This is a genomic window from Nocardioides cynanchi, assembly GCF_008761635.1.
Classification (GTDB): Bacteria; Actinomycetota; Actinomycetes; order Propionibacteriales; family Nocardioidaceae; genus Nocardioides; species Nocardioides cynanchi.
In genome coordinates this window covers 3,426,320-3,438,867 of record NZ_CP044344.1, presented here as the reverse complement: position 1 = coordinate 3,438,867, position 12,548 = coordinate 3,426,320, and the positions used below count along the sequence as shown (strand labels likewise).

The following is a 12,548-nucleotide window of genomic DNA, read 5'->3' as shown; positions in this document are numbered from 1 at the left end:
TTCTGCCTCATGGCACCGGCCGTGTCCGGCGATGCGTGAGGGAGGCCCGGCGGCCTGGCTCAGCGCGAGGTGCTCGACGAGATCAGCACACCGGCGTGCTGGAGGAAGTCCTCGAGCCGGGGCACCACCGCGGCGGCGGTGAACTCGCGGTCCACCCGGTCGCGGGCCTGCTGCGCCATCGTCGCCAGCTTCGCGTCGTCCGAGAGCATCCGGACCAGTACCCGGGCCGCGGCGACCGGGTCGCCGAGCTCCCACACCTCCCCCTCGACGCCAGGAGTGAACAGCTCGAGGATGCCGCCCACCGGGGCGGCCAGCACCGGCAGCCCCTCGGCCATCGCCTCCATCGGGGCGATCGGCAGGTTCTCGATGGTCGCGGTGTGGCAGTACAGGCGGTGGTCCCGCAGGAACGCGCGTACGTCGTGCTGCTGGCCGACGAGGCGCACCTGGCCGTCCAGCCCCAGCGACCGGACCAGGCCCTCGAGGCGGCCACGGTCCGGCCCGCCGCCGACCACGGTGAGGGTGAACCGGTGACCCTGCTCCGCCGCGGCGGCGAGGATCTCCAGCTGGTAGCCCTGGTTCTTCCGGGGTTCCAGGGTGCCGACGGTGACCAGGTCGCGGGTGGGCGACGGCCGGGCGGGGACGTCGGAGGGCCGCACGAAGTTGGGGATCACCACCGATGGCACGCCGGCCAGGGCGGGGATCCGCTCCTGGAGGCCGGCCCGCGCGAAGTCGGAGACGTAGACGATCCCGTCGAGGCGCGGCAGGACCCGCTCCTCGAAGGCCAGGATCGAGCCGAAGACCCGGCCGGAGCGCGGCACCTCACCCTTCTCGGCCCACTCCTCGGCCTGGGAGACGTTGAAGTGCTCGATCATCACCACGGGCTGCCGGGCGCGGGCCCGCAGCGCCACGTCGGCGGACACCGGGCACTGCGCGTAGATCACCGCGCCGCCTCGCCCTGACTGCGCGAGGTGCCGGCGCAGCGCCTGCTCGAGGTACCGGGCGTGCCAGCGGCGGTACCACCAGACGCCGGCCGGCCTGCTGGCCCTGCGGAGGGGGATCCGGAGCGCGAAGACCGGCCGCACGAGGGGTGACCGCGCCGAGAACGGCGTGATCAGCGTGACCGGGCGGCCCGACTGCCGCAGCTGCTGGACCAGCGTGGAGACGTGGGTCTGCACCCCGGAGTCACCCTCGGGCCGGAGCAGGGTGACGACGACTGTCTCGCGTGGCTCACCGCCGTGGTCGCCGGAGCGCGGTGCCCCTGGCGAGGGCTCGGTGTTCGCGTCCCGGAGGTTGTGCCAGGCGGCCGGTACGGCGGACAGCCCGCGCCGCAGGCGCCCCAGCCGCAGTCTCAGCAGGGGGAGACGTCCGGGCGGCAGCTCCGGGTGCGCCCTGCGCAGCTCGTCGTCGGTGAGCATCGCGGCGTACCAGAGGTAGCCAGGCCGGCGCCGGAGCGGCTGCTCGCGGAGCCCGTCCATCCAGGTGGCCACCCGCCAGGCCGGCTGGGTGCGGAGCCGCCAGGCATGCAGGTCGGCCGGCGCGGTCGAGCCGAGGGCGTCGTTGGGGGCACCGACGGCGCTCAGGAACGGTGCCGCGGTGTCCGGGGCTCCGAGCTCGCCGGCCAGGCGGCCCAGGCCCTGCACGGCGCGCGCGTCGAAGGAGCCGGACACCCGACGTACCAGGTCGTTCAGCTGGGCGATCTTGGTCGTCTCGTGGGGGTCGCGCAGGGTGTTCAGGGCCAGGAGCAGGGCGTGCGCCTGGGGGTCGGGGGAGGCCACCTCGTGGGTCGCCAGCTCGACGCTCTCGCGCCGCGCCCAGAGCCGCTCGAAGACCTCCTGGGCGGGGGCGTACAGGCCGGGAAAGGTGGTGTGGAGGTCGAGCTCGCACGGCCAGGCCGCGTGGCGATGGGTGCGGGAGTACGTCGCAGCGGTGGGCGTCCCGAAGACCTGCTCGTCGACCCAGCCGAGTGCGGTCAGGGCACCCGCGAGCACCTCGAGCCGGGCGGGGTCGACCAACGCGTCGACGTCCTGGGAGTCCCGCTCCGGCCGCAGTCCCTGGCGTGCCGCGACGGGTCCCTTGAAGAAGAGCACGCGGACGTCGTGGTCCGCTGCCACCCGGGCGACCACGGCATGCGCGAGCGGGACGGCCTCGCGGAGCTGGAGCTCGGTCACGCGCCCATGGTGCCCCAGGTCAGCGGGTCGTGGTGACGTTCACCGAGGCGACCCCGCCGTTGCCGGTGGCGAAGGTGATGGTCACGGTGTGCTCACCCGAGCCGTCGTGCAGCAGGTAGGAGACCAGGTAGGTCGTACAGCTGCCGGAGCCGAGCTGCTCGTTGGCCGGGGCGCTGGCCATCATCGTCTTCGAGCCGCCACCTCCGACCTCGACGGCCGGCCAGTCGCCGACGCTGAACGCGTTGAGGCGGGTGGATGCGCCGCTGCCCGACGCGGTGGCGTAGAGGTCGCACGTCTGGGTCTCGCCGGTGTTGCACACCTGGACCTGGACGGTCACGGTGAGCTTCGGCTTGCCCGTCTGGGTCTTGCTGTCGGTGACGGTGACGGCCGAGAGGGTCGTGACGCCGCCCGAGCAGCTGGTCGCGTGCGCCGGTGCCGCCATCGCGATGACCGGGACGGTCCACGCTGCGGTCGCGCCGGCGCGGACCAACGTCCGGCGCCCCAGGTGGGAGGAACGGGTGGGCTTGGTGGTGGTGTGGTCGCGCATGATGAGGGGGCCCCTGTGGTGGGGGGAGGCGACTGGCGGCGCCTCCCGGCGGATGTTCATCCCCCGAAGGACGCTGAAGGGAGCATGGCGGAATCCGTTGCCTGCACGGTCGAGATTCGCCGAAACCCTCCGTCTGATTCCGATGACCCAACGGGACCAGTCGCCGGGCCCGAACGAACATCTCCCGCACCTGACGGCTCGGTCAGGCGTCGGCGTCGAGCTCGACGATCCCGTGCTCGGCCAGGGTCCGCAGTGCCGCCTGCGTCATCGCCAGCGCGTCGCCGGCGGCGCCCGGGTCACCGAAGACCTCCACGAGCTCGGCCGTGACGTCGTCCGCGTCGGTCCACTCCTCCCCCAGCACCGACCACGCCATGCTCGCCAGCTCGGAGAGCAGCACCACCATGTCGGCCTCGGAGTAGACCGCGACGCGTCCGCCCTCGCGGTACTCGTCGACGATCGCGAGCCTGCGGGCCCGCATCAGCGACCGCCCGACACGAGACCGCGCACCACCGGCAGCAGCTGCGTCGCCTCGGCGTAGGTCACGCGTCGTACGCCGCCCACGGATTCGGCCAGGGCGGCCAGGCGGTGCAGGGGTCGCTCCATCAGCCGGGTGTACGACGTCTGGGTCACCATCTCGGGCAGCGCCTCGATGGTCGGCAGCAACTCCAGGGTGGCCGCACCGCGATGGTCGGGGACCCGCTTGAGCTGGACCAGTGCCCGCATCCGGAAGGGGCCGGGACCGATCGACTGGAGGTCGAGCGCTCCGGGCGAGACCTGCTCCTTCAACCGGTCATGGGGTCCGAGGATGATCGAGAGCGGCTTGGGATAAGGCACCAGCAGGCCCTCACGGGTGATCGCCGCCGTCTCGTCGGTGAGGTACACGAAGTCAGTGCCCAAGGTGCGGGCCACAGTGGTCTTGCCCGTCCCGGAGGGCCCGAAGAGCACGGCGGCGTCACCGGTGGCCGGGTCCGCGAGCGCGCAGGCGTGGAACATGGTCAGGTCACCGGCCCGTTCGGTGACCGCGAGCCGGGTGATCACCGGGCTCAGGCGATCCATCACCGTGGTCAGGTCGGTCCCGAACAGATCGGTGCCCGCCGCCGTGGTCGCCAGGCGATCGGCGTCGTCCTCGAGCAGGACCTCGAGCCGGACGACCGCCCCGTCGTCCTCGCCTCCCTGGTCGACCGCGCACCAGTCCCAGGCGGCGGCGACGGCGCGGGCCAGCTCGGAGCCGCCGGATCCGGTGCACACGACGTCGATGGCAACTTCCAGAGCTCGCACACGCACGGTGTCCGGATCGCCTACGCTGGGACCTCGCACCCGGGGGAGTGTAAGACCCGCGGTCGCCCCCTGGAGGAGCCGTTCATGGAATTCAAGGACTACGTCAGGATCATGCGCGCCCACTGGGTGGGTGTGCTGGTTCTCGTGGCCCTCGGCGTGCTCGCCGCCACCGGCTACAACCTCTCCGCCCCCAAGGTCTACGAGGCGAGCGCGAGCGGGCTGCTCGGAGCGCCCAGCGTGGGCGGCCAGAACTCGGAGGGTACGGCCAACCTCAACGACCAGTACGCGAAGTCCCGCGTGATCTCGTACCTCTCCATCTCCCGCGGCGTCGACATCGCCACCGCCGTCCAGAAGCAGCTCGGCGTGTCGACCTCGCCGAGCGCCTTGGCCGCCGAGGTCTCGGTCACCAACCCGCAGGACACCGTCCTTCTGACGGTCACCGCCCAGTCGTCCTCGCCGCAGGCAGCGGTTGCCCTGGCCAACGCGTGGGTCGACCAGCTGGCAGCCAAGGTCGGGACGGTCGAGGGCACCACCCCGACGTCCAAGCACGGCCTCCGCATGACGGTCAGCCACTCGGCGGACTCGCCCACCACGCCGGTGCTGCCGCGGACCAAGGTGAACCTCGTGCTCGGGCTGCTAGCCGGGCTGATGCTCGGCTTCGTCTACGCGCTGATCCGCAAGCAGTTCGACCGCCGGCTCCGCTCGACCGAGGAGGTCGAGAAGCAGTTCGGCATCCCGGTGATCGGTCTCGTGCCCCAGTCCTCCTCGATGCGCCAGGGCGACAGCAACGCGCTGGCCCTCGCGGTCACCGGCGCGGGGAGCTCGAGCTCGGCCAGCACCGCCGAGGCCTTCCGGAAGCTGCGCACCAACCTCGCGTACATGGACGTCGACCACCCGCCCCGGATCATCGTGGTGACCAGCCCGAAGCAGTCCGACGGCAAGTCCACGGTGGCGGCCAACCTGGCTGCGGCGATCGCCATCGGGGGCCAGCCGGTCACCCTGATCGACGGTGACCTGCGCCGCCCGACGGTCGCGCACTCACTGGAGATGGTCGACGGAGCGGGCCTGACCGACGTGCTCGTCGGCCGGGTCACCGCGGCCGAGGTGATGCAGGACCACCCCGACGTGCCGGGTCTGCGCGTGCTCGCCTCCGGTGCGATCCCGCCCAACCCCAGCGAGCTGCTGGGCTCCCAGGCGATGCGCACCCTGATCACCGAGCTCGCCCAGGACGCCATGGTGATCATCGACGCGCCGCCGTTGCTGCCGGTCACCGATGCGGCCGTGCTCACCCGATCGGCCGACGGCGCGATCGTCGTGATCACCCACGGCGGCACCCTCGACACCGAGCTCACGGTCTCGCTCAACCACATCTCGACCGTGCACGGACGCACCCTGGGCATCGTCTTCAACCGGATGCGCCGCGGCGCGTCCGGGGGCTACTACGGCGACGCCTACTACCGCTACGAGTACCAAGCCGAGAGCGGCAAGCGCAGGGCCAAGACCAAGCCCAGCAAGCCCGGCAGGTCCGGCAGGTCGGGCCACGCGAAGACCGAGTCGGCCGGCTCGCCCACGGGCTGAGTCAGCCGGTGGCCCCGATCAGCACCCGCGCCTCCTGGGGCGTCATCGGGGTCCGCTGCGCGAGCGCCCCGACCGCGACGGCGCGCTCGACGAGCTGCGCGTTGGACTCCACGGGCACGCCGCGGGCGATGGTGAGGACGTCCTCCATGCCGACCCGCAGGTGGCCGCCCTTGGACAGGCTGGCCAGCATCACCGCGAGCGTCGACCGGCCGATCCCCGTGGCCGACCAGCTGGTCGTCTGCGGGGGGAGGTCGCGGACCGCGGCGACGAGCGCGTCCGTCGTACCGTTCATGCCCCCGGGGACGCCCATCACCAGGTCCACGTGCACCCGGCCGCCGGCGGGCAGGCCGTAGCGGTCCAGCAGGCGGGTCAGGGCGTGGACCTGGCCGAGGTCGAACAGCTCGAACTCCGGCGCCACGCCGCGGTCCTGGGCGAGCTGGTAGAGCTCGCAGACGAAGGGCCACGGGTTGGAGAAGACGTCGTCGCCGAAGTTCGTCGTACCCATGGTCAGGCTGCACGAGTCGGGCTCCGCGTCGAGCACCTGCAACCGCTGGTCGAGCGGGTCGTGGACGCTGCCACCGGTCGAGAGCTGGACGACCAGGTCGCTGGCGTCGCGGACCGCGGCCACCCACTCGCGCAGCAGCCCGAGATCCAGGGTCGGTCGGTGCTCGCCGTCCCGTACGTGCAGGTGGATCATCGCGGCACCGGCGGCCTGGCAGGCGCGCGCGGTCTCGGCGATCTCCTCGGGCGTGGTGGGGAGCTGGGGGCAGTCCTCCTTGGCCGTCTCGGCCCCGGTCGGTGCCACGGTGATCAGCAGCGGTTCGCTCATGGGTGCATCGTGTCAGAGTGGGTCCGTGAAGGCGGTGGTGCAGCGGGTGCTCTCGGCCTCGGTGACCGTGGACGAGGTGGTCGTCGGCGCGCTGGGCTCACCCGGCCTGCTGGTCTACCTCGGCGTGACCCACGACGACGGCCCCGATGACGCGACCTGGCTGGCCCGCAAGATCTGGGACCTGAGGATCCTGCGCGACGAGCGGTCGGCCTCGGAGGTGGGAGCGCCGCTGCTGGTCGTCTCCCAGTTCACGCTGTACGGCGACGCCCGCAAGGGCCGGCGGCCGACCTGGCAGGCGGCGGCTCCCGGTGCTGTCAGTGAGCCGCTGTACGACGCCTTCTGCGCGGCCCTCTCCCACCTCGGCGCCCACGTCGAACGCGGTGTGTTCGGGGCCGACATGCAGGTGGAGTCGGTCAACGACGGCCCGGTCACCCTCCTCCTCGACCGCTGACTCGGCGCAAACAGGCACACAAACAACGCCGAGTCGGCGCAAAGAGGCACACGAGCAGCGCTCACTCGGCGCAAAGACGCAGCGATGAGCCGCTCACTCGGCGCGAAGATGCCGCGTTCACCACGCCAACATGTGCCGACTCAGCGCCCTCCGCATGCCCTTTTGTGCCGACTCAGCGCCGTCAGCATGTCCCTTTCCGCCGACTCAGCGGGGGTGGCATGTCTCTTTGCGCCGACTCAGCGTCAGTCAGCGTCAGAGGGTGATCGTGACCTCGGCGACCGAGCCGACGGCCGCCTCGACCTGGTGGTCCACGGTCTCGGCCCGAGGAGCCAGGGTGCGCAGGGTCCACTCGCCGTTGCCGGCGAAGAAGCGGAAGTGGCCGGTGGCCGAGGTCGGGACCTCGGCGGTGAACTCACCGGTCCGGTCGAGGAGCCGCACGTAGGCGTTGGGCACCGGCCGACCGTCGCGGACGACCTGGCCCTGCACCACCGCTTCCTTGGCCACGTCCACGCCGTCGAGGGACAGGCCCCCGGCAGTCGCGCCGCACATCAGGCGTCCGCCGAGCCGGCGTCGTCACCGAGTACGACGGGAACGCCGACGAGCGAGCCCCACTCGGTCCAGGAGCCGTCGTAGTTCTTCACGTTCTGCTGACCGAGCAGCTCCTTGAGCACGAACCACGTGTGGGACGACCGCTCGCCGATCCGGCAGTAGGCGATGGTGTCCTTGTCCCAGTCCACGCCGGCCTCGGTGTAGAGCTGCTTGAGGTCCTCGTCGGACTTGAAGGTGCCGTCGTCGTTGGCCGCCTTGCTCCACGGGACGTTCGCCGCCGTGGGGATGTGGCCCGCGCGCTGCGCCTGCTCCTGCGGCAGGTGGGCCGGCGCGAGCAGCCGACCGGCGTACTCGTCGGGCGACCGCACGTCCACGAGGTTCTGCCTGCCGATCGCCTCGCCGACCTCGTCCCGGAAGGCCCGGATGGAGCGGTCCTGCTCCGAGGCGGTGTACGACGTGGTGTCGCGCTGCGGGAGCTCCTCGGTGAGCTCGCGGCTGTCGAGCTCCCACTTCTTGCGGCCGCCGTCGAGCAGCTTGACGTCGGCGTGGCCGTAGAGCTTGAAGTACCAGTAGGCGTAGGCCGCGAACCAGTTGTTGTTGCCGCCGTACAGCACCACCGTGTCGTCGTTCGCGACACCGCGCGAGGACAACAGGGCCTCGAACTGCGCCTTGTTGACGAAGTCGCGCCGCACCTGGTCCTGGAGGTCGGTGGTCCAGTCGAGCTTGATGGCGCCCTTGATGTGGCCCTTGTCGTAGGCGGCGGTGTCCTCGTCGACCTCGACGAGGACGACGTTCGGGTCGTCGAGATGGTCCTCCACCCACTGGGCGGAGACGAGGGACGAGTCGCGACTCATTGGTTCACCTTTCTCATACGCCGGCATCCGGCGTGGGGTCAGAGGTCAGCGGGCGGTGGCCCGGTGAAGAAGCAGGTAGATCTCGCAGCCCAGGCAGAAGCCGAAGACCGCGTTGAGCAGAGCGGCGGCGAGCGCGAACCCGGTCGCCACCAGCGCGACGGGCAGCACACCGACCGCGAACCCGAGCAGACCGACCAGCGCGAACCCCAGACCCACGGCCTGGGCGAAGCGCGGCGGCGCGGGGTCTTCGAAGTGCGCGGGCGCGGCCAGCATCGGCCGCACCAGCGTGCGGAACAGCCAGGCGTACGGCGTGTGCTGGATGCCGCGGGCGGTGCCCACCGCGAACACCGCGGCCTGTGCCGCGAGCAGCCACACCGCGACCGCCGACGGAGCCACCAGCACACCGACCAGCACCACGGACGTCAGCGCAGCCGACAGTCGGGGGCCCCGCGGGTCGATGCCGGACTCCCGAACGGCGCCGACTCGGGCGGCGGCGGTGTTCGACGTGACGGACATGGCACTCCTGACAGGGGACGAGGAAGGACTCGGTTCGAGCCGCACGGCAAAGTCTACTTAGTCAGTAGACAAACGGGCAGGGCTCGCGTCAGGACGGGCGACACAGCGACGAGTGCATGCGGCAGTGGTCGACTGCGCGCCGCTTCGTGAGCATGGTCGTGGCCATAGGTCGAACTGTAGGGAGCCCGGAGCGCCTGCGGCCACTCTCCGTCTCTGATGGCGAGACGATGGTCCAGATACTGGACATCAGGCCACGCTCGTCTCGAGCGCGGCGAGCACCTGGGCGGGTCGCGGCGCGCCGGTGGCCCGGGTGATCTCGCGCCCGTCGGCGTCGAGCACCAGCGTCGTCGGCGTCCGCAGGATGCCGAGCCTGCGCACGAGATCGAGGTGCTCCTCGGCGTCGATCTCCACGTGCGAGACGCCGGGTACGGCGTCCGCGACGTCGGCCAGCACGCGCCGGGTGGCCCGGCACGGCGCGCAGAACGCCGACGAGAACTGCAGCAGCGTCGCCCGCTCCCCCCGCCGCCCGTCGTACGACGTGCCGGCGAGGAGGCTGGCCGCAACCGGCGCCGGTGCCGACTCCTCCGCCGCGGCAGGGTCGGGAGCCCCGGTCCGGACCCGGTGCGTCCCGCGGAAGCGGCCGTCGGAGACGGCGCGCCAGCCGCCGAACCCGAGCGCGCCGACGACCGCGACGAGCAGCACCCACCGACCGAGGTCCATGTGGGCCCAACCCCGGTGCCCGACCGGACATTCCGCTCCTAGGGTGAGGGCATGCGGATCGTGGTCCTCGGCGCCGGGGGCATCGGCGGCACCATCGGCGCCCGGTTGCACCTCGCCGGCCACGAGGTGGGCCTGATCGCCCGCGGCGCGCACGGCGAGGCTCTGCGCGACCACGGTCTGACCTTCGTGACCCCCGAGGAGCGGGTGACGCTGCCGATCGCCACCTACGCGCGCCCTGCCGCCGTCGCATGGCGGCCCGACGACGTGCTCGTGCTCGCCACCAAGAGCCAGGACACCGAGGCGGCCGCGCGCCAGGTGGTCGCGGCCGCCGGGCCCGACCTCCCGGTGGTGTCCGCCCAGAACGGCGTCGCCAACGAGCCGGCGCTGACGCGGTGGTTCGAGCGCGTGCACGGGATGTGCGTGATGCTCCCGGCCGAGCACCTCGAGCCCGGCGTGGTCGTGGCGCACGGCTCCCCCACCCCCGGCATCCTCGACGTCGGCCGCTTCCCGGACGGCAGTGACGACGTCGACGCTGCACTCGCCGAGGCCCTGCGCAGCGCCCGCTTCGAGTCGGAGCCGCGCGGCGACATCATGCGCTGGAAGTACCGCAAGCTGGTCAACAACCTGGGGAACGCCGTGCAGGCACTGGCCGGCGAGCGGCTCGACGGCCGGGAGGCGGGGGAGGCGCTCGACCTCCTCGTCGGTGAGGCGGAGGCCGTGTTCGCGGCGGCCGGCATCGACCCGGTCACCCAGGCCGAGGACGACGTACGACGTGCGGACCACCTGCGGCTGCGGCCGATCGACGGCGCCGAACGCGGTGGCGGCTCGACGTGGCAGAGCCTGGCTCGCGGGAGCGGGGTCGAGACCGACTACCTCAACGGCGAGATCGCCCACCTCGGCCGCCTGCACGGTGTGGCGGCCCCGGCGAACGCGCGGATCCAGACCCTGATGGCCGAGGCGGCGGCACGCGGTGCTGGCCCGGGGACGATGACACCGGCCGAGCTGCTGGCACTGCTCCGGCGCTGACCTCCGCCAGCGGGAGGCAGATCCACGCCTCCGCACCGCCCTCGACGTTGCGGAGCACCACATGACCGGCGTGGGCCTCGGCGACGGCGGCGACGATCGCCAGCCCCAGGCCAGCTCCGGGAGAGGTGGAGCTCCGCGCGAAGCGCTCGGTTGCGCGCTCCAACATCCCGCCGGTGAACCCGTCCCCGTGATCGGCGACCACCAGGTCCACCCGCCCGTCGTGCACCCGCGTCTCGACCCGGACGGCTCCCTCGCCGTGGTCGAGCGCGTTGCCGACCAGGTTGGTCAGCGCCTGCTGGAGGCGACCCCGGTCGCCCCGCACGACCTCGCCTCCCACGGCGTTCTCCAGGGTCCGTCCCGCGTCGGCGACGGCGGGCCCGAACCGGGCCAGCACGTCGCCCGCGACCTCCGAGAGCCGGAGGTCCTCCGGGTGGACGGCGAGCTCGCCGTCCACGGCTTGGGCGAGCAGCAGCAGGTCCTCCGCGAGCCGCTGGAGGCGGTCGACCTCGACGCCGGCCGACCGGATCGCACCCGCCAGCTCCGGCGCCGGTCGCGGGCGACGTACGGCGAGCTCGAGCTCCGTGCGCAGGAGGGCCAGGGGCGTGCGGAGCTCGTGGCTGGCGTGGGCCACGAAGGCGCGCTCCCGCTCGAGGGTCTCCTCGATCCGGGCGAGCAAGGCGTTGAGGGTGGTCCCGAGCCGCGCGATCTCGTCGGCCGCGGGTGGGATCGGCAGGCGCAGCGCCGGGTCGCCCGCGGTGAGCTCCGAGGCGCGCCGCCGCATCAGCTCGACCGGTCGCAGAGCCGCTCCCGCGACGGCGTACGCACCGAGCAGCGTGACCAGCACGAGCAGCGGGATCCCGATCAGGAGCTGGGTCCGGACGCGGCGCAGCACCTCGAGCCCGTTCTCCCGGGTGTCGCCGACCACCAGGACCAGGTGCCGCCCCGCCCGGGTGAACGGCGTGGCGAGCAGCCGGGCGGGCTCGTTCAGGCCCGGCGCGCTGCTGCGGTCGATCGTGATCGTGCCCGCGGCGGCACGCGTCGCCTCGGCCGGCGTCAGCAGAAGCCGCCCGTGAAGCGTCGGCGTTGACTCCAGCAGCCGCCCGCCGGGCGTCACGACCTCGGCGAAGCTCTCGCCCCGCTCGACGAAACCCGTGCCCGCCAGATCGGTGAGCGACGAGCCCGGTCGGCTGACCGGAACGATCAGGTCCTGGGCTCGCTGCCGGAGCTCGAGGTCGAGATCGTGGGAGAGACCGGTGGCGAGGCGGGCGTAGCCGAACCACCCGACCGCGGTGAGCAGCACGGCGGCCGCGGCCGCGAAGGACACCGCCAGCCGGAGCCGGATCGGCAGCCGCCTCATGGCTCGTCCGCCACGAGCCGGTAGCCGAGCCCGCGGACCGTCTCCAGGGAGCGCCGTCCGAACGGCCGGTCGATCCGGTCGCGGAGACCCTTGACGCACACGTCCACGACGTTGGAGCGCGCCTCGTAGGCGATGTCCCAGGCGAGGTGGACGAGCTGTTCGCGGGTCAGCACCTCGCCCACGCGCCGCGCCATCGCCTCCAGCAGCGTGAACTCCTGTCCGGTCAGGGAGATGGTCGTGCCGGCGCGGCTCACCCGCCGGGTGACCGGGTCGAGACACAGGTCCCCGACCCGGAGCTCCGTCGCCCGGGGTACGCCGCCGCGCCGCGCCAGGGCGCGGAGCCGGGCCAGCAGCTCGTCGAAGGCGAAGGGCTTCATCAGGTAGTCGTCCGCCCCGGCGTCCAGCCCCGCGATCCGGTCCGGAACGGCGCCGAGCGCGGTCAGCATCAGCACCGGTGTGCGCGGGTCGACCGCCCGGATCCGACGGCACACCTCCAGCCCGTCGACGTCCGGGAGCATCACGTCGAGCACGAGCACGTCGTACGGCTGCTCGGTGGCCATCCACACGCCGTCCGCACCCGTGGCCGCGAGGTCGGCCACGATCTTCTCCTCGCGCAGGCCCTTCTGCAGCAGTCGGGCCAGCTTGAGGTGGTCCTCGACCAGGAGGATGCGCACC

The 12,548-nt window shown here is 72.5% G+C and carries 13 protein-coding genes and 1 pseudogene; 3 read left to right on the top strand and 11 right to left on the bottom strand.

Annotated features, from left to right (window positions below; genetic code table 11):
- Nucleotides 1–59: 59 nt before the first annotated feature.
- The 4 genes from E3N83_RS16660 to E3N83_RS19655 form a co-directional block, all read right to left on the bottom strand.
- On the bottom strand, nt 60–2,168 hold the full coding sequence (locus E3N83_RS16660) for a glycosyltransferase (protein ID WP_151084268.1): 2,109 nt from the start codon (nt 2,166–2,168) through the stop codon (nt 60–62).
- A 19-nt stretch (nt 2,169–2,187) separates the two neighbouring features.
- Nucleotides 2,188–2,715, bottom strand: coding sequence for a hypothetical protein (locus E3N83_RS16655; protein WP_151084267.1), 528 nt, complete (start codon nt 2,713–2,715; stop codon nt 2,188–2,190).
- A 202-nt stretch (nt 2,716–2,917) separates the two neighbouring features.
- Nucleotides 2,918–3,193 (bottom strand): hypothetical protein, encoded by a 276-nt coding sequence (locus E3N83_RS16650; RefSeq protein ID WP_151084266.1) that lies wholly within the window; start codon nt 3,191–3,193, stop codon nt 2,918–2,920.
- A complete protein-coding gene (locus tag E3N83_RS19655) occupies nt 3,193–3,963 on the bottom strand; it encodes a hypothetical protein (RefSeq protein WP_191907845.1) in 771 nt (256 codons plus the stop codon). Before E3N83_RS19655 ends, E3N83_RS16650 begins: the two co-directional genes overlap by 1 nt.
- 114 nt (nt 3,964–4,077) lie before the next feature.
- Between E3N83_RS19655 and E3N83_RS16640 the strand changes: the two genes are divergently transcribed.
- Nucleotides 4,078–5,571: a tyrosine-protein kinase domain-containing protein gene (locus E3N83_RS16640; protein WP_191907844.1), complete on the top strand. Its 1,494-nt coding sequence runs from the start codon at nt 4,078–4,080 to the stop codon at nt 5,569–5,571.
- A 1-nt stretch (nt 5,572) separates the two neighbouring features.
- Here the strand turns inward: E3N83_RS16640 and E3N83_RS16635 are convergent, their stop codons facing one another.
- Entirely contained in the window at nt 5,573–6,400 is an 828-nt protein-coding gene (locus E3N83_RS16635; protein ID WP_151084263.1) for a beta-keto acid cleavage family enzyme, read from the bottom strand.
- A 25-nt stretch (nt 6,401–6,425) separates the two neighbouring features.
- Between E3N83_RS16635 and dtd the strand changes: the two genes are divergently transcribed.
- Nucleotides 6,426–6,851, top strand: coding sequence for a D-aminoacyl-tRNA deacylase (gene dtd, locus E3N83_RS16630; protein WP_151084262.1), 426 nt, complete (start codon nt 6,426–6,428; stop codon nt 6,849–6,851).
- Between the two features lie 252 nt (nt 6,852–7,103).
- Here dtd and E3N83_RS16625 read toward each other — a convergent pair whose 3' ends face one another.
- From E3N83_RS16625 to E3N83_RS16610, 4 genes are all read right to left on the bottom strand, one after another.
- Nucleotides 7,104–7,400, bottom strand: a complete 297-nt coding sequence (locus tag E3N83_RS16625; protein WP_151084261.1) for a DUF1416 domain-containing protein — start codon at nt 7,398–7,400, stop codon at nt 7,104–7,106.
- Nucleotides 7,400–8,254: a sulfurtransferase gene (locus tag E3N83_RS16620; RefSeq protein WP_151084260.1), complete on the bottom strand. Its 855-nt coding sequence runs from the start codon at nt 8,252–8,254 to the stop codon at nt 7,400–7,402. The genes E3N83_RS16625 and E3N83_RS16620 overlap by 1 nt, the downstream gene beginning before the upstream one ends.
- A gap of 45 nt (nt 8,255–8,299) precedes the next feature.
- Entirely contained in the window at nt 8,300–8,770 is a 471-nt protein-coding gene (locus tag E3N83_RS16615; protein WP_151084259.1) for a DUF4395 domain-containing protein, read from the bottom strand.
- A gap of 246 nt (nt 8,771–9,016) precedes the next feature.
- Nucleotides 9,017–9,490 (bottom strand): TlpA family protein disulfide reductase, encoded by a 474-nt coding sequence (locus tag E3N83_RS16610; protein WP_151084258.1) that lies wholly within the window; start codon nt 9,488–9,490, stop codon nt 9,017–9,019.
- Between the two features lie 51 nt (nt 9,491–9,541).
- On the opposite strand from E3N83_RS16610, the gene E3N83_RS20090 reads away from it, so the two are divergent.
- On the top strand, nt 9,542–10,516 hold the full coding sequence (locus tag E3N83_RS20090) for a ketopantoate reductase family protein (RefSeq protein WP_151084257.1): 975 nt from the start codon (nt 9,542–9,544) through the stop codon (nt 10,514–10,516).
- Between the two features lie 16 nt (nt 10,517–10,532).
- Here the strand turns inward: E3N83_RS20090 and E3N83_RS20265 are convergent.
- Both E3N83_RS20265 and E3N83_RS16595 read right to left on the bottom strand, forming a co-directional pair.
- Nucleotides 10,533–11,873: pseudogene (locus tag E3N83_RS20265) on the bottom strand (ATP-binding protein); the annotation flags it as partial.
- Nucleotides 11,870–12,547, bottom strand: a complete 678-nt coding sequence (locus E3N83_RS16595) for a response regulator (protein WP_151084255.1) — start codon at nt 12,545–12,547, stop codon at nt 11,870–11,872. The gene E3N83_RS16595 and the pseudogene E3N83_RS20265, both read right to left, overlap by 4 nt.
- Nucleotide 12,548: the final 1 nt, after the last annotated feature.

Excerpts from the sequence above, each read along its gene's own strand:
- E3N83_RS16655 (WP_151084267.1), bottom strand. The coding sequence starts at position 2,715 with ATGCGCGACCACACCACCACCAAGCCCACCCGTTCCTCCCACCTGGGG.
- E3N83_RS16650 (WP_151084266.1), bottom strand. The coding sequence starts at position 3,193 with ATGCGGGCCCGCAGGCTCGCGATCGTCGACGAGTACCGCGAGGGCGGA.
- E3N83_RS16640 (WP_191907844.1), top strand. The coding sequence starts at position 4,078 with ATGGAATTCAAGGACTACGTCAGGATCATGCGCGCCCACTGGGTGGGT.
- E3N83_RS16635 (WP_151084263.1), bottom strand. The coding sequence starts at position 6,400 with ATGAGCGAACCGCTGCTGATCACCGTGGCACCGACCGGGGCCGAGACG.
- E3N83_RS16625 (WP_151084261.1), bottom strand. The coding sequence starts at position 7,400 with ATGTGCGGCGCGACTGCCGGGGGCCTGTCCCTCGACGGCGTGGACGTG.
- E3N83_RS16620 (WP_151084260.1), bottom strand. The coding sequence starts at position 8,254 with ATGAGTCGCGACTCGTCCCTCGTCTCCGCCCAGTGGGTGGAGGACCAT.
- E3N83_RS16615 (WP_151084259.1), bottom strand. The coding sequence starts at position 8,770 with ATGTCCGTCACGTCGAACACCGCCGCCGCCCGAGTCGGCGCCGTTCGG.
- E3N83_RS16610 (WP_151084258.1), bottom strand. The coding sequence starts at position 9,490 with ATGGACCTCGGTCGGTGGGTGCTGCTCGTCGCGGTCGTCGGCGCGCTC.
- E3N83_RS20090 (WP_151084257.1), top strand. The coding sequence starts at position 9,542 with ATGCGGATCGTGGTCCTCGGCGCCGGGGGCATCGGCGGCACCATCGGC.